At 45.0% G+C, this 22,677-nt stretch carries 9 protein-coding genes; 8 read left to right on the top strand and 1 reads right to left on the bottom strand.

From position 1 onward, the window contains the following. Window positions 1-65 precede the first annotated feature (65 nt). The gene (locus tag L0U89_RS03570) at window positions 66-764 is read left to right on the top strand and encodes a glycosyltransferase family 2 protein (RefSeq protein ID WP_234860263.1); all 699 of its coding nucleotides are present in this window, start codon (window positions 66-68) and stop codon (window positions 762-764) included. Window positions 765-943: 179 nt separating this feature from the next. Here L0U89_RS03570 and L0U89_RS03565 read toward each other — a convergent pair whose 3' ends face one another. Next, on the bottom strand, window positions 944-2,143 hold the full coding sequence (locus L0U89_RS03565; RefSeq protein WP_234860262.1) for a glycoside hydrolase family 2 TIM barrel-domain containing protein: 1,200 nt from the start codon (window positions 2,141-2,143) through the stop codon (window positions 944-946). 249 nt (window positions 2,144-2,392) lie between these two features. Here L0U89_RS03565 and L0U89_RS03560 point away from each other — a divergent pair, with 249 nt between their 5' ends. The 7 genes from L0U89_RS03560 (at window position 2,393) to L0U89_RS03530 (ending at window position 22,660) form a co-directional block, all read left to right on the top strand. Beyond that, entirely contained in the window at window positions 2,393-6,286 is a 3,894-nt protein-coding gene (locus L0U89_RS03560) for a glycosyltransferase (protein ID WP_234860261.1), read from the top strand. 366 nt (window positions 6,287-6,652) lie between these two features. Then, on the top strand, window positions 6,653-11,884 hold the full coding sequence (locus tag L0U89_RS03555) for a polyketide synthase (protein WP_234860260.1): 5,232 nt from the start codon (window positions 6,653-6,655) through the stop codon (window positions 11,882-11,884). Between the two features lie 558 nt (window positions 11,885-12,442). Next, on the top strand, window positions 12,443-16,447 hold the full coding sequence (locus L0U89_RS03550; RefSeq protein ID WP_234860259.1) for a non-ribosomal peptide synthetase: 4,005 nt from the start codon (window positions 12,443-12,445) through the stop codon (window positions 16,445-16,447). A gap of 360 nt (window positions 16,448-16,807) precedes the next feature. Further along, a complete protein-coding gene (locus tag L0U89_RS03545) occupies window positions 16,808-17,638 on the top strand; it encodes a polysaccharide biosynthesis/export family protein (protein WP_369413237.1) in 831 nt (276 codons plus the stop codon). A gap of 637 nt (window positions 17,639-18,275) precedes the next feature. Beyond that, window positions 18,276-20,045, top strand: a complete 1,770-nt coding sequence (locus L0U89_RS03540) for a GumC family protein (RefSeq protein WP_234860435.1) — start codon at window positions 18,276-18,278, stop codon at window positions 20,043-20,045. Window positions 20,046-20,588: 543 nt separating this feature from the next. Then, a complete protein-coding gene (locus L0U89_RS03535) occupies window positions 20,589-21,548 on the top strand; it encodes an O-antigen ligase family protein (protein WP_234860258.1) in 960 nt (319 codons plus the stop codon). Window positions 21,549-21,571: 23 nt separating this feature from the next. Beyond that, on the top strand, window positions 21,572-22,660 hold the full coding sequence (locus L0U89_RS03530) for a hypothetical protein (RefSeq protein WP_234860257.1): 1,089 nt from the start codon (window positions 21,572-21,574) through the stop codon (window positions 22,658-22,660). Window positions 22,661-22,677: the final 17 nt, after the last annotated feature.

Raw genomic sequence — 22,677 nt, 5'->3', positions numbered from 1 at the left:
GTTCAGGAAAGCCGTTGGAAACACATAGAATGAATGAGAAAAATTTGTCAACAGTCAATTCGCAAATGCAAGGAAAACAATTCCCGGTAGTAGATGTGTTGATTCCCGCCTACAACGAGGAGCAATCCATCGGAAAGGTGATCGCTGAAATCCCTGATTTTGTAAGGAATAATGTGGTGGTCAACAACCGATCGACCGACAATACCCGCCAAGCAGCAGAAAATGCCGGCGCAATCGTCTTGGACGAACCCCAAATGGGTTATGGCAAAGCTTGCCTTACCGGCATGGCTTGGATATCGAAGCAGGAAACACAACCTGACATCCTTGTTTTTTTGGATGGGGACTACAGCGATTTTCCGGCGCAGATGATAGATTTGATCAGGCCCATCCAAGAAGGAAAGGCCGATTTGGTGATCGGTTCCAGGGCTTTGGGAAAAAGGGAACGGGGCAGCATGACCATTCCGCAGCGTTTTGGAAACTGGTTGGCCACACGCCTGATGGATTACCTTTATGGGGTGAAATTTACCGATTTAGGGCCATTTCGTGCTGCCCGCTGGGCCAAGCTGAGCATTCTTGGCATGGAGGACCAAAACTACGGTTGGACGATCGAGATGCAGATCAAGGCAGCCAAAGAAGGCTGGAAGCTATCCGAGGTTCCCGTGGACTACCGCCGCCGTATCGGAGTCTCCAAAGTCTCCGGTACTGTCAAGGGCGTGTTTGGGGCAGGGTACAAAATTCTTTGGACGATATGGAGGTATAGGTAGGTAGGGTACAGAGAGATTTGAGATAGGAGATATGAGACACAAGATGGGTGCCTATTGGGGCGGGGTGAGGGTTATTCAAGGAACGTAGGGAGGAATGCAAGCTTGGGTAGAGGAATAAAATCTTTATTTGTCATGTAGTGCCAAGCAAAGGGGAAATTTGAATCAATAACACCCTTAATTCACCTTTTCAGGACATAAAATGGGATATTGTAGGAGGAGAAATTCCCCCGGCCATCAAGTGCATGGACAAAAATCCTGAAAGGACCCTCATCTTTTGGGGTCTTGAATTGGACTCTTGGCCCTTTTGTATCCACAATCAGGGAGTCGATTGGGTTGGAATAGTTTTTATCAAGAAAGTAATTTTCTTCGTCCCTGATTTCCCAAATGAATTCCAATGAGTCTGCTTCGGGATCTTCTGCCAGTGCACTAGCCGTATAGATTTTGTCGCTTTCCAAATATAAATTGTCCCTGACAAAACTTTTCGGGTCGTCAATCGAAATGTCGTTGACATAAGGAGCGGAATTCTCCACCGTTTTTCCAGACCATGCTTCTTTCAAAAACTGAAGGGAAGGCGTTTCAAGACCTTCCTTGGAGAAGAAACTGAACCAGGTTTGGGTACCCTCATGCTTGTGTCCCCAATAGAAAGCATACCCCCCAAAAAGAAGGGAGGAATCCTGCTGCATGATATTCCAATTCTGCTCCATGGCATGTCTTTTTTCAGCGTCCTTCAATTCCTTGGGCGCACCCCATTCGGTTTCTGGTGCCTGCCAATGACCCCAAGTTCCCCACTCGGAAAAAATATAGGCTTTTTTCCATCCGTCTTTGCTGTATATCTTTCCAGACATGCGGTCTAAGTCTCTAAAGGCATTAAAACCCAAGATATCGATATGTGATAAAATTAGGCTGGTAAGGAAGTCAATTTTGGATGAATGATTCAAAGCAGTCATTGTTGGGTGATTTGGATCAACTTCCTTGACCATCTTCGCGACTTGATTGGTAATATAGTAAACTTCTAACCTAGTTCCACCTCCATACCCTTTCACTTCATTCCCAACCCCCCACATCAACAGGGCAGGATGATCTTTATACTTCTCTACAAAGGGCCTTATTTCTTCTATTTTCTTATCCACTTCCCAAGTTTTCCAGTAGGCGAAATCATTTCCCCAAAGTGGGCGCCCGATTTCGATTCCTAGCGTCACCGTCAAACCAAGTTCGTGGGCTTTATCCAAAATGCTGTCGGCATCCTGCAGGTTCCAAGTCCTGATCGAATTCCCGCCGAATGCCGCTACCTTATCCATATGCTCAGTTCCAGCGGCACCTTTGATGTAATAGGGGGCACCATTCCTGTACAGGAAAGCCCTTCCATTTTCGTAACGCACCGCTACGGTAGGTGTCTGATTTTCAATATTTTTTTTGTGACAGGATGAAAAAATCCCAAGTAGAATTAGGAAGCAAAATATTATTCCCAAGCCATCGCTTTTCATTTTGTATTTCTTTTTTCTTTTTTGTGTTCAAAAATAATCCAAATATTTACCAAATAAACATAAATTTTATTTTACATCGACAAAATTGTTTTTTAGAAATAAAATAATGTTTTTTGCTTTAAAATATTTCACCTAATCTATTTTATGAACGGGAAACTTTTTCAGGGGAAACTGATCCTCTTGCTTGCAATTTCATCCTTGGTCATTTTTTTATATGGATTTTTTGAGGAAGTCAGGATTGGCTATCGATTTACCTACTACCTTTTGATGATTTCCTTGATCTTCAAACTGTTGAAGGTTGGGTTTGAATGGTACCACTTTGCTGGTCTGCCAAAACCGCGTCCCGTTTCAGCTAATCCCAAGCAGCCTACTAGGAAATATAGCGTCGACATGCTGACCACTTTCGTTCCCGGAGAACCGTACGACATGCTGGAGCGAACGCTAAAGGCGATGATAGCGGTGAGATATCCCCATACGAGCTACCTCTGCGATGAAGGAGACGATCCTATTGCCAAGCGCCTTTGTCGGGAACTTGGCGTTGTGCATGTGACCCGCCAAACACATGAAAACGCAAAGGCCGGAAATGTCAATAATGCACTCAAGCAGGCCACGGGTGAATTATGCGTGATTTTAGATCCGGACCATGCGCCGTTTCCTGAGTTTTTGGATCATGTCTTGCACCATTTTGATGATCCTGAAATCGGCTACGTGCAAGTCGTACAGGCATATGGCAATCAAAAGGAATCCCTCATTGCGCAAGGCGCTGCAGAACAGACCTATTTGTTTTATGGACCCTATATGCAGGCGATGGGGGAATATGGTACCGCCCAAGCGATTGGTGCCAATTGCACCTTCCGGAGGGCAGCATTGGACTCGATAGGAGGGCATGCCCCCGGTTTGACCGAGGACATGCATACCTCCATGTTGCTCCATGCCAAGGGATGGAAGTCTGCCTATGAGCCTGTGATTTTATCACGGGGGCAGGTTCCAAGCAGTATTTCCGCCTATTACAAACAACAATTGAAATGGAGTCGCGGTACCTTTGATCTTTGGTTCAATCTTTTCCCAAAGCTGTTTTTCAAATTCACTTGGCGCCAAAAGATACACTATGGCTTGTTGCCGATTTACTACCTGTTCGGATTTATCACCCTGATTGATGTTTTTGTACCGGCCTTGGCCTTAATTACGGGCGAGTATCCTTGGCTGATGGATCCCAAGGTGTTTTTTGTCTATTTCACCCCATTTTTCCTATTCAGTCTACTCTATCGGTTTTATGCACAAGCATGGCTCAATCATTCCGAAGAACGAGGAATTCACTTGGTAGGGGGAATGCTTCGTGTAGGTACTTGGTGGATATTCATCATCGGATTCATTTATACACTGCTAAATATTAAAGTTCCCTATATCCCCACTCCAAAAGAACACTCAACGAAGGGAGAGTTTTTGCTGGGATTCCCAAATTTGGTGCTTGCATTGATATCCGCAATTGCCCTGATATACGGTTTATATGTCGATTGGCAACCCTACAGCATGTTGATGGCGGTGTTTGCAGCCGTAAATTCGATCATATTCTTTGGGGCTTTCGCAATCGGCCAAACAACCTGGGTGAACAATGCCAAGGCCAAATTCAAGTGGTTGAGGAATGCTGTCAACCTCGAACAACGGCATTTCTCCTACCTGAAGTTCAGTAGGATCGCTTTTTACACGGCTTTGGTAGTACTATTCCTTTCATCGGGTTTCTTCTTGTTGAGTTCATTGCATCTCGGTAAGGATCGTTATTTAAATCCCACACCCAAAACTCTAATTGAAAAGGAACTAGGTGGCTTTTATGCCGGGATTTATGACCCACATTTTGATTTTGAAACCAATATAGCGCTTATTCAAAAGCACGAAGCCGATGCCGGTTTCCAATTCCCCATCATTTCTACCTACTTGGCCTGGGGAGATGGGCCACTACCACAGGAAAAATTGAGGCAAATCATCCAACACGGGGCCATTCCCATGGTGACTTGGGAACCCTGGACCAGCGATTTTGCCGCCTATGCGGAAATCGAGGATATCAAAAACAACCGCAAGGTATTTCGGTATATTTTGGATGGCTATTTTGATTGGTATATCGATCAAATGGCAGTTGCCTTGCGGGATTTGAACTCACCGGTTTTCTTGAGATTTGCTCACGAGATGGAAAACCCTATGTACCCCTGGTCTAGGTCAGGGAGTAATACACCGGAGGAGTTTGTGGCTGCTTGGAAATACGTCCACCTGCGATTTGAAAAGCTCGGTGCCCACAACGTGTCGTGGGTTTGGAGTCCGTGGTCCACCGAAGGGTTTGATGCCTATTTTCCCGAAGGAGAATACATTCAATATGTAGACTGGATTGGTTTGACCGCTCTCAACTATGGATCGGCCAGCAAAGATATGTCCTCCAAGACCTTTGAAGAGATATACAGACCATTCAAATCCAAGATCGAGGAGAAGGGATTTGATATTCCCGTCATGCTGGCGGAGTTCGGTTCCACATCTTATCGGGGTGAGAACGGGAAAGCATGGGTAAATGAATCGTTGGTTGTAATCAAAGATAAGTTTCCTGAAATAAGGTCTTTGGTAATCTTCTTCAGTGACTGGGATAGAAATTGGATTACCGACTGGCGCCCTTCCAATGACGAGGCATATATAGACTGGACCTTTGATCTAAGTGGAATTGTGGATCATTTGGCGGATTTGGACCTGTATCTGTGGAGAAATAATCGGAGAGCACAAGACTCCACAATATCGAATTACGAAGCGCCAAGCTCCTTGGTCCAAGATTCCTCGGGATTCAAGCTAATGGTGGATGGGGAACCTTTTTACATCAAAGGTGTCTGTTACAATGCGGGTCACGACTGGGAGGAGGGATTTATGCCGCTTTCAAAGAGGCAATTGGAAGCTGATTTTTCCAAGATCAAGGAAATGGGGGCCAATACCATTAGGAGGTATGAGCCGGGCATTTATGACCGAAATATACTTTCCGAGGCCAACAAGCAGGGACTGATGGTGATGTTCGGATTTTGGTTTGATCCAAAAACGGATTTTTACACGGATGAGAAAAAACGTAAGGCCTACGAAAGGCGGGTGCTGTCGACCGTCCGGCAACGCAAGGATGACAAAACCATCATCGCTTGGAATATCGGCAATGAAACATGGGGCTTGCTGAAAAAGCATTATGCCCAGCCGTACTTGACAGTTGTCAGGAGAAGTTACTTGGAATTTCTGAACGATTTGGCAGTCAAAATCAAGGAAATTGATCCCTCAAGGCCAGTATTTTCCTCGGAAGAGCATGATAATGAGCGCTTGATTGCCGCGATCGTGCAATACAAAGCGTTCGCCCCCCATCTTGATGGACTCGGTATCAATTCATACTACGAGCAAAATATCAGTCAGCTCCAAGATATCATGGATACTTTTTATCCCGACAAGCCTTATGTGGTCACCGAGTTTGGTCCCAAAGGGTACTGGAACACGGAATTGGGGGATTACCAGACGGGCGGACTTGCGATTGAACAATCCTCTCTCGCCAAGGCCGAGTGGTACCAAAAGCAATGGGAGGAATATATTTTGAAAAATCAAGGAAAAAACCTTGGGGGAATGGCCTTCAGCTGGGTCGATAGGACTGAAGGCTCGGCGACCTGGTTTGGCATTACGGATTATTTGGGCCGAAAAAAACCAGCCTATTATTACCTCCAAGATGCCTGGCGACCTGATATTTCCAAAACCAAGAATTTCCCCGACATCACCATAGTGGGTCATTGGGATCCGGTATCTCCCGGAGAAGGGCTTTGGCTTTCCGCCGCGGTGACAAATGAGTACCTAGTTACCTTGAACTATTCTTGGGTCGTGTACGACGAGGATTGGAAAAAAAGGACCTCTATTTTACAGACAATCAACAATGGGCAATTTGTAGAAATCAAAATTCCCGACAAACCGGCAAGGGCCTATGTGTATGCGGTTGACTCGGCTGGCAATGTGGTTACCGCGTCAAGACCTTTGGTCCTGAAATGAAAATAGCGGGAGGTTTTGGATTTTTGTGTGGCGAATTGCATATTCACAACGGCACAAAAGTGTAATTCCAAAGTAAATGGAGATACAGTTAACTTTGCTGGAGTATATCGAAAGCTATTTTTTTGATTGCGTGGATTTTAATAAGTTTATATCGAATTGGGATTTGAAACCAGTATTTTATTTTAAATACACTAAAAAATATTTCACACCCAAATATTTGCATTTCAATTTACAACATTTATTTTTGTCAACGAAAGGTAGTCTGATAACACTGAAGGACCTTTCAATCAAGATCACCCACGACTAATTTCTTTACTAAATAGTATCCTATCTCGCTGAAAATTCTTTTCCTGTAACATGAACGCCATGGAACCGACAACATTACATTCCTTCGTTGAACTTGCTTCAAACCGCTTTCCGGATCACAAAGCCGTAGTATTCGGCGACAAATCCATCACCTATGCCGAATTGGATAGGCAATCCGCTGCCTTGGCAGCAGCCATTGAATCACTCGCTCCCGATGAAAAAATCATAGGCCTCAGTACCACTCGATCAATAGAAATGATCGTCGGGATGTTGGCCATCCTGAAATCGGGGAAAGCCTATATGCCACTCGACCCGGAATACCCCATCGACCGCTTGAAATACATGGTATCGATCTCTGAGATCAGCTTTGTGTTGGCAAGGCGGGAAGAAGATTCCATTTACGGAAATTTGGGCCTGCAAAGAATTGAATTCGATGCCATTGCCCAAGGAATACCACAAACTGTGTCCTACAGGGGAGATTGGGCCGCGATTTTGTTTACCTCCGGGTCAACTGGAAACCCCAAAGGCGTTATTCTCGGCCACCTCGGTCTCTGTGAATATGTGAATTACCAATATAAGTATCCCTGGATTAGTCCGGGTGTCAGGACCCTACAATTTGCCCATATTGGCTTTGATGTGTCCATCCTGGAGATTTTCGGGACTCTTTTTTCGGGTGGGGAACTGCATTTGATCGAAGGGGTCCAAAGGTTGAACCCCGCTAAAATCCTGGACTATATTTCGGAGAATGCTATCAACAGGGTTTATCTTCCCTACGTGGCCCTTCAATATTTTACGGAAGAGGCGGTGGTTTCCAAACAGTTCCCAGCTTCTTTGACCGAAATTTCCACTTCGGGCGAATTGTTGAAAATCACGGACAATATCAGGGTGTTTTTCAGCAAAATCCCGCATTTGTTCCTTAAAAATGCCTACGGACCTACGGAAGCCTCGGTCAACGTGACGGAATTTGTCCTTGGTGGTGACCCCTATGCTTGGGATGACATTCCTTCCATCGGTAAAGAGGTAGCCAATTGCAAGATTTATGTTTTGGACAAATCCATGAACGTCCTTCCGGTCGGAGAAATGGGAGAATTGCATATTGCAGGCGATTGTTTGGCATTTGGCTATTTGAACAGAAAGGACCTGACCGATGAGAAATTTGTCCGCTGGACATCTCCCGAAGGCGAGACCATTACGCTCTACAAAACTGGGGATCAGGTGGTACAAAATCCCGATGGATTCTACCATTACAAGGGTCGTGAAGATGATCAGGTCAAAATCCGTGGCAACAGGGTTGAAATCGGGGAGGTTGAATTGGCTATCAATCAGGTAGACGGTGTCAGAAAAGCAGTGGTCAAATTGGATTACGATGCCGCAGGCCAAAAATACCTCTGCGGCTATGTGCAGTTTCTGGATAGCAAGAAATCCAGCATCACACAGGTGAAGCAGGTGCTCAAGCAGTCGCTTCCTGATTACATGATCCCGGACATCCTGGTGGAAATTGAGGAGTTTCCAAAAACCAGTTCGGGAAAAGTGGACAAAAAGGCATTGCCCAAACCCCAAAACCAAAGGCCGGATTGGGCAGAGGCCTATGTGGCCCCCAAAAACCCCACGGAGAAGCTTGTCGCCGAGGTCTTTACCAAAATCCTGAACTACGACAAGGTATCCGTACATGACAATTTCTTCGAATTGGGTGGGAACTCCCTGAAAGCCCAAAAGGTATTGGCCGAACTCCGCCAATTGGGTAACATGGATCTTCCCATCATCAAGATGTACCAGATTCCGACGATTGCGCAGATCGCAGCTTATTTCGTCAAGGAAAAAGGTTCAAAACAGCCGATAACGCAAGGAACAGAGTCCCCCAAATCGTCCAAGGATGTGGCTATCGTAGGAATGGCCCTCCGCTTTCCCGGAGCCAATACTCCTGAGGAGTTCCTAGAGATTTTACAAGAAGGCCGTGATACGATCTCTTTTTTCAAAAAAGAGGAATTGGATCCCTTCCTTCCGGAATCCTTGCGCAACAGTCCCCAATATGTAGGTGCAAGGGGAATTATCGAGGGGCATGATGAATTTGATTCCACCTTTTTTGGACTCAATCCCAAAGTGGCTGCCATTGCAGATCCGCAGCAGCGGAAGTTCTTGGAGGTGTCTTACGAACTCTTGGAAAAAACAGGCTACCGTAAATCCGATGAAGCGATGCCGATCGGCGTGTTTGCCGGATGCAGCAACAATACCTACGTTTGGCACAACCTTGCCTCCCACCGTGAATTGTTGAATTCATATGGGGAATTTTTGGTGAATTCCTTGAATGAAAAAGACTATATCGCTTCCCGCACAGCCTATCATCTTAACCTGACGGGACCCGCCGTCAGTGTGCACTCCGCCTGTTCGACAGCACTATTGGCTGTGGCACAAGCGGCGGAGGCCATCCGTCAGGGCAAGTGCGAAATGGCCATTGCCGGCGCCTCCAGCATCAAGTCGCCCACAAAAAGCGGACACCTGTTTGATGACGGCGGGGTGAACAGCAAGGACGGTCGTGTACAATCTTTCGATGCTGCCGCGACGGGTACCGTATTCAGTGATGGGGTGGGGGCAGTCCTGCTGAAGGATTACCAAGCCGCGCTTCGGGATGGAGATACCATCTATGCCCTGATCAAAGGCGTCGGCGTCAACAATGACGGCGGTGAAAAAGGCAGTTTCTCTGCCCCCAGTGCAGAAGGGCAAGCGGGTGCAATCGCAGCCGCTATCGCCGATGCGGGTATAAGCTCCTCCGAAATTGGCTATGTTGAAGCCCATGCCACCGCCACGCCCATCGGTGATCCGATTGAAATCGAAGGCCTGAAAATTGCATTTGGTTCTCCCGGAAAATCCACCTATTGCGCCTTGGGTAGCGTCAAAAGCAATTTGGGACACCTGAACGCCGCTGCCGGCATTGCAGGACTGTTCCGCGGGATATTCACTTTGCGGGAAAGGAAATTCTTTCCACAGGTGCATTTCAAGCAATTGAACGCAAGCATCGACTTGACGGATAGCCCCTTCTTCATGCCAAAACCGCATCAATCTTGGCCTTCAACCGGAAGAAGATTTGCAGGAGTGAGCGCATTTGGCGTGGGCGGCACCAATGTCCATGTGGTTTTGGAGGAGTCTCCTGTTACAGCGAAGCAGGAAAGTGCCAGCTACCAAACACCTGCCTATTTGATTCCTCTTTCTGCAAAATCCAAGGAGAGTTTGGAACAATACGCCGCCGACCTCTTGAAATTCTCCAAATCAAAATCACCCGTGTGGCTGCCGAAGATCGCAGCGACGCTGATGCACCATCGGACGGATTACTCCTTTAGGAATTTCGTCGTGGCAAGGGATATGGAGCAATTGAAGGAGAACCTATCAAAGGCCAAACAACCCGAAAAGGTCAGCTTGCAAAACCATGAGCTTGCATTTCTCTTCCCCGGTCAGGGCTCCCAATACTTGCAGATGGGCCGTCAATTGTATGAGACCCTGCCCGTATTCAAGCAGGCATTGGATACCTGCAACTTGATTTTGGAAACATCCATGAACTTTTCGATTCTTGAAATCCTGTTTCCGGAAGTTTCGGATGAGGAAGCTGAATCAAACCTGAGAAATACCCAATTTACCCAGCCTGCCATCTTTTCCATAGAATACGCTTTAGCCAAAACTTGGATGTCCTGGGGTATCCAACCGGTCGTTCTCTGTGGACATAGCATCGGGGAATTCGTAGCTGCCCATTTGGCAGGCGTGATGGGCTTGGAAGATGCCATTCGCTTGGTGGCCATGCGTGGTCGCATGATTGCAGGTCTTCGCCATGGAAAGATGCTTTCGATACGTGCCTCAGAGGAAGAAGTACGTTTCCTGCTTCCGGAGAACTTGTCTATCGCGGGCATCAATTCCGCCAACCAGATGGTGGTCTCAGGAGAAGAAAACGATATCCAGGCATTTGCAGAATTGCTAGAGACCAAGGATATCGCAGCAAAGGTGCTCCGAACCAGTCATGCTTTCCACTCCCATATGATGGATCCGATATTGGAAGAGTTTGAGGGAATTGTGGCCGCCCTTGACCTGAACAAGCCAAGAATCCCCATCATTTCGACGGTGACCGGGGCATTTATGTCCGATGAACAGGCGATAAGCCCAGCCTATTGGTCCCGTCAGCTGCGCGAAGCGGTCAGGTTCCAACAGGCGACCGAAACCCTCTTGGATTTGGACATGCCATTGGCCTTCTTGGAAGTGGGTCCTGGCAATGTATTAAGTACCTTGATCAAACAATCTCCCAAGGCGAAAGGAAGGGAATTCTTCCTGAGCATCAATGCCCAACAAAAGGAAATAGAGTTTTTCCTGACGCAAATGGGTACTATGTGGCAAAAGGGTATCCAGGGTGATTGGACAGCTATCCATCCCGACACTGGGCTTTCCCAAGAGGTGCCGACCTATAGTTTCAAAAGGGAAAGGATATGGATTGAACCAAAAGCCGAGTATCGGGTCGAGACACCCGTCATTGAGGCCATTCCTGTCCAGCAAGCTGCCCAATCTCAATCCAACCAAACGAACAGCAACCCAATCGGAATGGGTAGGAAATCCGAAATAAGGGCAAAAGTAGTCGACTTGATCAGGGAGATCACCGGTTTGGATGTCCCTGCCGGCAATCCATCCTTTTTCGAGATCGGTTTTGATTCCCTGTCATTGATTCAGCTGGGAGCTGGGTTCAAGCGGGAATTCGACCTGACAGTTACCTTTAGGCAATTGAATGAATCGCTCTTGGATATGGATGCGGTGGTGTCCTATTTGGATGAAAACCTTCCTGAAGTGAAAGCTACCGGCATTCCGGTCTTACCAACCTACCATGGGGAAACTGCTTCGGTTATGGAACAAAAGGCTGGGGTGGTAGCCATCCCTTCCAAGGGCGATGAAGCTTCAAATTCCTTGGAACATACAAAGCTCCATATCGAACTGCTTTCCAAACAGCTACAGTTGCTTTCCAAGCAAGTAGAAATGCTGCAGCAGGTAGTTTTGGCGAATAACAATGTGTCACCCACAAACACTTATGTTGCCGCAAAAGACAAAGAGACCTCGGCTGCAAGTAGTACAAAAACAGGTATTGGCCAAGGAAAGCAATCGGATGGCGGTGAAACTGAATCAGCAAGAAGAACTTCGGGATCGCCCTTTGCGGCCCCTCCGGTAGCCGGCGCAAAATTGGGCAAAGACGAGTTTGGCAATCCAGCCTGGTACGTGAAAGACCCACAGGAACCCAACAATTTCCTGAAGGTAGAGATGCCGGTGTAGTGCCCTTCATTCAAAGGCACCTCACCCCGTCCCTCTCCTCTAGGAGAGGGAGATCCCTACACCGCAGGGATCCCGCTTCTGGAGAAGCAGGATAACGTGGACGTCATTCAGAGGCCCAAGGGGCCGAAGAATCTCCATTAGTTATGCTGCTTTGCCTAGAGGAGCACAAAGGCACCTCACCCCATCCCTCTCCTCCAGGAGAGGGTGATTCCTCCAACGAGGGATCCTGCTTCTGGAGAAGTAGGATAACGTGGACGTCATTCAGAGGCCCAAGGGGCCGAAGAATCTCAAGTTGGAATGGGGGAGACCCCTCGTGCCTACCAATGACAGATTGGTGAACCGTCACCCTGAGGAACGAAGGGTCTCCTTAATTTGGAGATGCTTCACCTCCGCAAGCTACGGTTCAGCATGACGGGAACAAGTAGCATAGTAGTAACCTTTTGAACCAATAACTTTATAACTTTATAACCCAATAACCCAATAACTCAATAACTTTATAACCTTTTAAATTTACAACCTCAAAAACTTTCTAAACTTCCAACCCATCACCCTTCACCCATGCAATTGAATTCTGCGGCCCACAACCCCTTCGAGGGACCTGCCATCGAAAAAGTAGGCGGACTGGTCGATGCCCAAAAGGAAGTTTGGCTTTCCTGCATCCTCGGGGGAAAAGAGGCCAATCTTTCTTACAACCAATCAATTTCCTTGGATCTCCAAGGCCGCTTGGACCTTGACTGTCTTGAAAAGGCCTGTTATGGTCTGGTAGAAAGGCACGAGGCCCTGCGTATGGCGTTTGCGCCCAATGGAAAACAATTCATCCTTTATGAGGAAATGCCCATTCCCTTTCAAAAAGAGGATTATTCCTCCCTGGATGCCGATTCCCAACGTAATGCCCTCAGCACATTTTTGGAAGGGGAAGTTTTGAGGGTATTTGACCTCCAACAGGGACCCCTGATTCATTTTTCGCTCTTGAAATTCTCTGAATCACACTATCATTTTACCATTACCGCCCATCACCTGATTGCAGATGGATGGTCATTGGGCCTGTTGATGGAAGAGATTTCCCAGCAATACAATGCCTTTGTCTCCGGCCAAGAACCAACATTGCCTCAGCCGATGCCATTTTCCCAGTATGCGGCAGAAATGGAGACTTATTCCCAATCGGAGGCCTACCAAGAAACAGAAAGATATTGGGTCGAGAAATTCACGCCCGTTCCGAGCCAGTTGGAACTGCCGACAGACCGACCCAGGCCAAAGGAAAGAACTTACAACGCGCAAAGGGATGATTTTCATTTGCCCCAAGACTTGGTCGATGGATTGAAAACGCTCAGCAAGAAAAGCAATACGAGCCTTGTAAACACCATCATGGCCGCTTTTGAGATTTTCCTGCACAAAATCACCGGACAGGAAGATATCGTCTACGGCTTGCCTGCGGCAGGGCAAGCTGCGACGGGGAACCTGACTTTGGTGGGGCATTGCGTCAACCTCCTGCCATTGCGAACAAAGATCCAAGCGGAACTCAATTTTCAGCAATACCTCGCCAAGCGGAAGTCCGAATTGTTGGATGATTATGATCATCAGCAATTCACCTTTGGCAACCTGATCAAAATCCTTGGTATTCCAAGGGACCCTTCCCGCATCCCCTTGGTGCCCATAATGTTCAACGTGGATTTGGGCATGGATGACCCGATCCGCTTCGAAGGGCTGCAGCACAAGTTGATTTCCAACCCCAGGAAGTTTGAGACCTTTGAAATATTCCTCAACCTGAGTTCCGCTGCTGGCACGCTTGTGTTGGAATGGTCTTACAATACAGACCTCTTTTCTCCTGCTACTGTCTCCTATTGGATGGAGGGATTTACCGATATAATCCGACAGGCTGTCGATAGCCCTGAAATACCCATCTCAATATGGACATTCAATGCCGATCGGATGGCCGAGAAGCTGCGGGAATGGAACAATACCGAAATCGAGTTGCCGGTACGGCATTCCTTTTTGGAAATATTCTGGGAGAACGCAAAAGCCAACCCGCATGCAGCAGCCCTGATTGCTGACGGAAAATCCATGGACTACGCTACCTTGAGGAGGTTTTCCCATGGCTTGGCAGAACATTTGGCCAAACAAGGGATACGTTCCGGGGACGTGGTGGCGGTCATGTTGGACAGGAACGAAAAGCTGCTTCCGGCATTGCTGGGAGTTTTGGAACTGGGGGCGGCCTATGTGCCTTTGGATCCCGGCTTTCCAACAGAGCGATTGGGCTATATGATGCAGGATTCGGGTGCGAAATTGTTGCTGACCGAACCTCAGTACAGCCGGAATTTTGCGGACCTCTTGCCCGTATTGGCCTTGGAGGATGTCTACCCCTTTGCCAAAAACAACAAAACCCATTTTGAAGTCCCCCCCTTTGATAGCCTAGCCTATATCCTGTACACCTCCGGGTCTACGGGTAAGCCCAAGGGCGTCCGGATTCCCCATGGCAACCTGCTCAATTTCTTGGTCAGCATGCAGCAAGAACCCGGATTGAGTGCGGGAGAGACGCTGTTGGCCATCACGACGGTATCATTTGATATCGCAGGTCTTGAATTGTTTCTACCCTTGATTGCCGGTGCGACGGTGCTGCTTGCTTCATCCGAACAGGCGAAAGACGGACGTGCTTTGCTCCAATTGATGGAGCAGCACCAAATCGGGATGATGCAGGCAACCCCTGCTACCTGGAGGATGTTGATCTTGGCAGGTTGGTCAAAATCACCCGCTTTCAAGTTGTTGTGTGGGGGTGAAGCTTTGTCGGAGGATTTGGCTGAGAAACTCATTGAGCGCGTAGGCCCGTTTTGGAACGTATATGGTCCTACCGAAACGACCATTTGGTCCAGCATCAAGCGCATTGCCAAGTCCACAGACATTAGCATCGGAAGACCGATTGCCAATACCCAAATCTATATTTTGGATGCACAGGGTCAGCACTGCCCGATGGGTAGGGTAGGGGAGATTTGCATCGGAGGCCTTGGGGTTGCTGAAGGCTACCACGACCGTCCCGAATTGACTGCCGAGAAATTCATAGCCGACCCCGGACCCGATTTGCGCACTACCAAATGTTACCGTACCGGCGACTTGGGCAAATTCCTCGCCAATGGCGAAATTGTATGTCTAGGAAGGATTGATTTTCAGGTTAAAATCAGGGGCTACAGGATTGAATTGGGAGAGATAGAATCGAAATTGAATCAAATACCTGGGGTACATCAGGCTGCTGTCAATGCTGTCCCTGACAAATACGGCAACAATTACCTGGTGGGATACCTGGTTTTGGAAGATGGAGAGACCAAATCCCAAGAATCCCGCTTCTTCACTGAAATCAAGGCCCATTTGAAGGAATCCCTGCCGGATTACATGGTGCCGGCCGAATGGATGGTGTTGGATGCCTTGCCCCTGACGCAAAATAACAAAGTTGATCGGAAAAGGCTTCCGGTACCCCAGCAAGGGCAGAATGACCAAGCGGGACCGGTAGAGGAACCCGCGGACAGCTTTGAACAAACCGTCGCCGGAATTTGGCAAAAAGTCTTGAGGCGGGAAAAGATCCATCGGAAATCAGATTTCTTTGAGTTGGGTGGACATTCCCTAATGGCGGTGGAATTGATGGTTCTATTGGAACGGGAAACAGGGCTGAAGCTCCCGGTGAACAGTATTTTCCGGTTTCCGATATTGCAGGATTTCGCGCGGCTTCTCCATCCGCAGAACGAGGTGGAGATTTCTTGGAAATCGGTGGTACCCATCAAGCCCAATGGCTCCAAAATCCCACTCTTCTTGATCCATGGCGCAGGCGCCAACATTACGCCGTTCTATGGATTGGCTGAGCATTTGGATGCTGAACAACCCGTGTATGGGATACAGGCCAAGGGTTTGGATGGCAAAGAGGAACCCTTGCACACCATCGAAGAGATGGCAGCGTACTATTTGGAAGAAATTAGACAGGTACACCCGAAAGGTCCATTCCATGTGGGTGGGCAATCGTTTGGTGCCTATGTGGCCTTTGAGATGGCCAAGCAGATAAAATCAAAAGGGGAACCCTTGGGAAGAGTCTTCTTGTTCGACGTGTCTGCCTATCAATCCGATACCAAAATGGATGCTTGGGATCAATTCAAGCTGAAGGTATCGCAGCAACTGGAAAAACGGGTAGTAGATGTGAAACTAGCCATCCTTCATCCTGATTCTTTCAAGCGGATGAAGATGAATTCTTTCGCCCGGAAGAAAGGATTTGCACAAAGGTGGTTCAATAAAGAAAAGTCAAATTTGGAGAGCGACGCATTCCTGACCATCGAAAAAATCCGAAAAATCAACCATAAAGCTATGGACAATTATGTGCTGTCCCGATATAACGGGGAAATTGTTTTGTTCAAGGCCAAAATCAAGACGTTCTTGGTGGGTGATACGAAGTTTTATGGTTGGGATAACTATGCAAAAGCTGTCCTTCCAGTAGAAGTAGAGGGAGATCACAACTCTATGGTGGATGATTCCAGACTTCGCATCGATTTCTCAAGAAAGATGCAGGACTTGATGGACACACTTTCTTAGCCTTTGGAAATATTTCTTAGGTTAGAAAACAATGTCATGCAGCTCTGATACGAACCGAGAGCAATATGTGAGGAATTGGGCAGAAACTTAGTGTAGATGAATCGAATTCGTCATTACAATATATATTTTGGTACTTTTCAAACGATGTTTCCTCCGCGACAATTGCTTGAAATCGTTTGTTGTTTTCGGGATTATTGCTTTAATTTTCACATATTTGGCTAGAAAAAGCGATTTAAAAATCAAAGTGCATAAAAAAATACATGAAATACGTTTTTTTGTATTTTGAAAATTCAATAATTTAGCACCTCCAAAATCACCCTTGGACGAATTTATCTATCCGCAAAACAACTTATTATTTGTATGAATTTAGGAAAAAAACTTTTCTCTTGCCTATTTATCGCTTTCACTGCCTTCGGTTGTATTTCCAACAAGCGTGTAATCTATATGCAGGATCTCCCCCAAGACCAAAATGCTTTTTCATTGGGGGAAATGGTCAATTCCCAATTTGAGGAATATCTACTACAGTACAACGATGTCGTAGAGATCAATATCAAGACACCTGACCCACTGCTCAACCAAATGTTTGATATCAATTCTTCGGGTGCGTCTAGTATGGGAGGCAGAATGATGATGGGGGGAATGATGAACGGCGGTGATATATTCTACCTCAGTGGATATACCCTCAATGATGAAGGCTTTGTGGAATTGCCGGTTTTAGGAAAATTTAAGCTGGTTGGTTTGACGGCAGACCAAGCAAAGGAATTAATAGAAAAGGAACTTGAAAAGATTGTAAGGGGAGAAGACAATTTTGTACGGGTACGCCTCGGCGGAATCAGATACTCTGCTTTGGGAGAATTTGCCCGACCTGGGAAATATACCATCCTCCAAAACCGGGTCACCATCTTTGAAGCCATAGCCAATGCAGGAGACCTGACAGTCACAGCAAAGCGTGACAACATCATGCTCATTCGTCAATATCCGGAGGGGTCCAAGGTGCATCGCATCAACCTCAATCATAAAGAAATCATGACTTCAGACTTTTACTTTCTTCGGCCCAATGACATGATATATGCGGAACCGATGAAAGTACGGGAGATTGGAACGGGTGTCACACTGTTACAGACCACCCAGTTGTTGATAAGTCTCGTCACAGTGATACTCCTTGTATATACTACGACCAACACAAACTAACCTGAGTTTTTTCAATAATAATATCTACTCGCCCATGAACGGAAATGAACAAAAAGAACAAGCATTTGATCCTTTCAAATTTTTGTTGAAGTATTTGAAATATTGGCCTTATATAGCCATTTCAATCGTAATTGCCCTTGCTGTTGGATTTTTTATCAACAAAAGTACGCCTCCAATATACCAGGTGAATGGCAAGTTTTTCATCAAAGAAGAAAACAACAATAATGGCATACTTAACCTCACTGGTCTAAACAGACAGTTCAATGGCAACCAAGATCAATGGGTGGTCAACCAATCCATTTTTTTGAAATCCCGTCCGGTTGCGGAACGTGCATTGGCACGTTTGGATTTCAATGTGGACTATTTCGAGCCGGGACTTCTTACAGATACCGAATTGTACAAGAGCTCGCCGATACATGTGCAGGTTGATTGGGAACATCCACAAATTCTAGCCGATAAGATAAAGATTTCGTGGAAATCCAATGATAAATACACGATTTCGTTTCCCGGAAAGGAGTATTTTCGGTACACGCCAGGTGCCTCTGGTGAAGAAATTGATCTGTCGGCGGAAGCTGAATTCAGTTCCAAGTTTCAAGAGTTCACCGAACACCCCTTGGTGAAAATCAAGGTGACTTTGATGAAGAATATTCCCGAAGGCGAAGTCTTGATTCTTTTGCGTACAAAAGGTTCTCTCCTCTCGGAATACACAGGTGACAATTTCCAAGTTTTTGCTGTTGAACAGGTGGCATCCGTGTTGGGACTCATGCTAAACACGTCCCATCCCCAAAAAGGAGCTGATTATCTGAATACGCTTATGGAGGTGTTTTTGGATATGGAGTTGGAGGAAAAGAACCGTATGGCAAGGAATACGGTGGAGTTCATCGATTCACAAATTGCGGGTGTATCAGATACCTTGAGCTATTTTGAAAATAACCTGCAGTCGTTCAGAAGCAGTAATCGGACCTATGACATAGCTGCGGAAAGCAATACAGTATTTCAACAAATTACTAGCCTGGAAGCGGAACTCGCAAGAGAACGGTTCAATAAGGATTATTTTGAAGAATTGAAAAGCTATCTCCAAAACGGAAACTTTGAGCAAATCATTGCGCCGTCAGGACTTGGTATTTCAGACCCAACATTAAATTCGTTGATATCTTCACTAATTAGCTTACAATCCGAACGGTCCAATCTCCTGTTTTCCCAAACAGAAGCATCACCGCGAGTGCGGGAACTTAATAGGAAAATACAAGACGCATCCTCCTCGATACTGGAGTTGATCCGGAATCTCTCCAATTCCGCCCAAATGAAAATCAACGATTTGGAAATACGTATCAATTCAATTAACCGACAGTTTAGCCGTCTGCCTTCCACCGAACAAAACTTGGTGAGAATACAGCGAGGCAGGAACCTGAATGAGTCCATTTATAATTATTTGCAGCAGCGTAGGGCAGAGGCTGCCATTGCAATGGCTTCCAATTTTGCGGCGAATAAGATCGTGGAGTATGCACAGGCAAGTGGCAATCCAATTAAGGTAAAACAACAGGCAATTTATTTGATTTTTCTTGTAATTGGCTTTATAGTTCCAGTGGTAATAATAGGGTTTATTGTTATCATCGATAATAGAGTGAAGGATCCGAAGGAATTGGAATCTCTACTTTCTATGCCACTTCTGGCCAAGATTCCCCAAAACAAGGCAGATAGTTCGCTTGTGGTTTTGAGGGAACCTCGGTCCGCGATTGCTGAGTCTTTCAGGGCATTGAAAACCAATATTTCTTTTGTTGTACCTATGGACCAAAAGCTTGCAGTTGCTGTTTCGTCTACTCTAGCGGGTGAGGGAAAGACCTTTACCGCAATAAACTTAGCGTCGATCTATGCACTCAATCAAAAGAAGGCGATTCTTGTTAGTTGTGACATGTTCAAACCCAATGCGATGCGTGATTTTGAATTGAAAAGCAAGATCGGCCTCTCTAATTACTTGAGCCAACAAGTTGACTCAGAATCAGATATTATCCAAAAAACCGAAAATCCATTTTTGGATATTATTTATGCTGGAGTCATTCCACCAAATCCGTCAGATCTATTGGGCTCGTATAGATTTGCATCTTTGGTTAAAGATTTGAAGTTAAGATATGATGTAGTCGTTTTAGATACCCCACCTGTGGGCTTGATTTCACAGTCTTTAGAGGTTGCTAAACATGTCGATATGATCCTTTTTGTTTTGAGGCAAAATTTTAGTGAAATGTCTTTTATAGAGGATATTAATGATCTCAAAACAAAGAAAGGGATCCAACATCTTTATGCTATTTTGAATGGCGTATCGGCTAAGGATCTTGCCTACAAAGGATACAATTATGGTTATTATGAAGAATCTGGGAAGAAGAAAAAAATAGCTTCAAAAAGAACCTGAGTAAATAAGGGCCTTTGAAGTTTCCCAGGAGACCCAAGCATAAACAAATCAGTCTTGTCGTTTCTTTTATCTCTTACTAGTTAACTATGGAGTTATCCTTGAAAGAGTCTTGGTAGGTGTGATTTTAAACTTAATCCCATAACGTGATTCCCATTTAAGTTTCGATCTTGATTCCGGTCCGCGAATAATTCTATGTTAATTTCAGTGGTGTTTCGAATAATGTGTTTGTGTCCAAATGGTTAATTGATGAAACTTTTCTTTTTGTTTTCTGAGGCATTTGTGTTGGGTTTTTTCCCTATAATGCTAGTACGGAAAGGTGCATTGTCCGTTGTATATTTTCCCTTGTTTTTCTTCGTCTATAGCATAATTGATTCATCTTTACCGACTTCCTTTTATCAATTGCTAATCATATGCTTTCTAGGATACTATGTGATATACCATCTCCCTTTTTTTTTCAAAAATATTTTTTCAATAATTATAGTACTGTATTTTTCTTTGCTTGCGTTGGATGTCCCAGATTTAGTGAAGATCCGCTCTGCTTTTTTGGAAGTAGTTACTTTGTTTCTCTTGATTGGTGTCATTCCGGAGATATATAAAAAATATCCTCGAGATGTTGTGTTTAAAGAAGTGAGTTTTAGTGCGATTCTGATATTGGTTCTTTTTATCGTAAATGCGTTATTTTCAACCCTGTTTAAATTCAATCCTGGAATGATGTATGGGATATCGGGCGGCGTGCTTTTTGGAAAGATAATTTTTGCCAATTTCAATATAATGCCTTTGGCTTGTTACGTTGTTTTTCAAAGGGCGATTAAGGACAAAAAACCGCTATACTTGCTTGTTTTCCTGATAACAGTTTTTTTGGTTTTACTTTCCTTAAGAAGAACTGTAATGTTGTTAACGATTTTGGGAGCCTTCGTTTCTCTTGTCAATCTAGTTGAATTCAAAAATCTGAAAAAACTCCTTGGATTGGTTGGTGTGATTTCTATTGTAACACTCGTTGTGATAACTAGTACTGGTTTTTTGGGGATGCTTAAAGAACGGTATGAGTTAAGAAATTTGGACGATAAGAGTTTAGAAGAGGAACAACGAATTCAGGAAATTGGACTGGTATACAATGATTTGTTTGTATATTATGATTATAATCCATGGTTTGGGTTTAGGCTGTTCGATGCTAAAGGGAATTATGGAAAAGGTGTTTTTGGAGACAGAAACCTTCATACTGACCTTACCGTGCTAGTTCACTCTGGTGGTTTTTTTGGTTTGTTTCTCTACTTATCTATGGTATGTACCGTTTTTCTTTCTGTATGGAGGCGTACATCAACTAAATTCGACTACATGCAGTTTTTCTTTATTTTGCTTGTATTCTCAATTTTCTTTGTCACGGGTAGGTTTAACAATGTTCAAAGTTCGATAATGATTTATTTGATACTTTGCTTACCATTCGCATTAGATGAAATTCATTCAGGGAGGCAAAAGAAGGTAAATTTTCCAGAATCAGTTTAGCATGAGTAAATTGAAAAAATGATATGAAGGAGAATATTTCACTTCTGTTTTGTTCGACTAACAATATTTCGTCTAGGTTCACCCTTTATCCGTTTTGGATCAGCGAGAATCGCACGAAATTTAATTTCTTTGATGATGAAAATAAACTAGTTAGATATGATAAGAATAGTACTTTGGTTGTTTTTTCAAAGTTCTTTAGGACACTTGAAAATGAAAAAAGAATCCATTTTTTGGAAAGAATAAGAGCCAGGTATAGTAAGTTGGTATTTTTCGAGGATAATGCAGGAAGTGAATCAGAGTACCTTGGTTTCTTGCCTTATTTTGATCTGTATTTTAAGAAACAGGTATTCAAAGACCGTTCATTGTATACCAAAGAACTTTATGGCAACAAGATTTTTACGGATTATTATTTCAATAAGTTCGGTGTAGAGATGATTCCCTATCCAGTGGCCCCCAAAAGACCAGAGTTGGGGGAATTAAACAAAAAGCTAAGAATAGGATGGAACCTGGCAATAGGGCAATATTTTAATCATTCCCGTTGGAACCGTCCTGATTATTTTCCGATTATGTACAAGCTATTTGGTCCGTTGGTTCTAAGCCGTATTTTTGGCAGATTTCCAAATCTTAAAGCTTGCCCAAGTCCGAAACATGTTGTTTGTCAAGCTCGATTCAATTATGAACCGAAGAGGTCCGGCATAGACTATCAGAGGAAGCTTTTTTTGGAAATTGTTTCCAACAACCCTCTTTTTGTTTCAGGCAAGATTGCTAAACCCGAGTACAACTTAGAATTAAGGAATGTAAAAGCGGTTTTGAGTCCTTTTGGATTTGGTGAAATTTGCTTTAGGGACTTTGAGGCCATAATCAATGGCAGTGTACTGATAAAGCCTGATATGGCCCATATAGAAACTTGGCCAGACATTTATAAGCCCGATAGGACCTATGTGCCGATTCTCTGGGATGGCAGTGATTTATTGACAAAAGTTGAGGGGGTTTTGGAAGACGACGGGTTTATCGAACAATTGCGTAATACTGCATGGGAGGAGCTCAAAATCTCATACCAATCAATCGAAGAGAGAGTAAGGTATTTTGTCAAGGAGATTGAAGATTTATAGTAAGAAAATTATAATGT

The organism is Mariniradius sediminis, assembly GCF_021491425.1.
Classification (GTDB): Bacteria; Bacteroidota; Bacteroidia; order Cytophagales; family Cyclobacteriaceae; genus Mariniradius; species Mariniradius saccharolyticus.
Note: the sequence above shows the minus strand (reverse complement) of the source record. Positions and strands in the feature narration are given on the sequence as shown.

Coding starts and splice junctions, on each gene's coding strand:
- L0U89_RS03570 (WP_234860263.1), top strand. CDS start 66: ATGCAAGGAAAACAATTCCCGGTAGTAGATGTGTTGATTCCCGCCTAC.
- L0U89_RS03560 (WP_234860261.1), top strand. CDS start 2,393: ATGAACGGGAAACTTTTTCAGGGGAAACTGATCCTCTTGCTTGCAATT.
- L0U89_RS03555 (WP_234860260.1), top strand. CDS start 6,653: ATGGAACCGACAACATTACATTCCTTCGTTGAACTTGCTTCAAACCGC.
- L0U89_RS03550 (WP_234860259.1), top strand. CDS start 12,443: ATGCAATTGAATTCTGCGGCCCACAACCCCTTCGAGGGACCTGCCATC.
- L0U89_RS03545 (WP_369413237.1), top strand. CDS start 16,808: ATGAATTTAGGAAAAAAACTTTTCTCTTGCCTATTTATCGCTTTCACT.
- L0U89_RS03540 (WP_234860435.1), top strand. CDS start 18,276: ATGAAGAATATTCCCGAAGGCGAAGTCTTGATTCTTTTGCGTACAAAA.
- L0U89_RS03530 (WP_234860257.1), top strand. CDS start 21,572: ATGAAGGAGAATATTTCACTTCTGTTTTGTTCGACTAACAATATTTCG.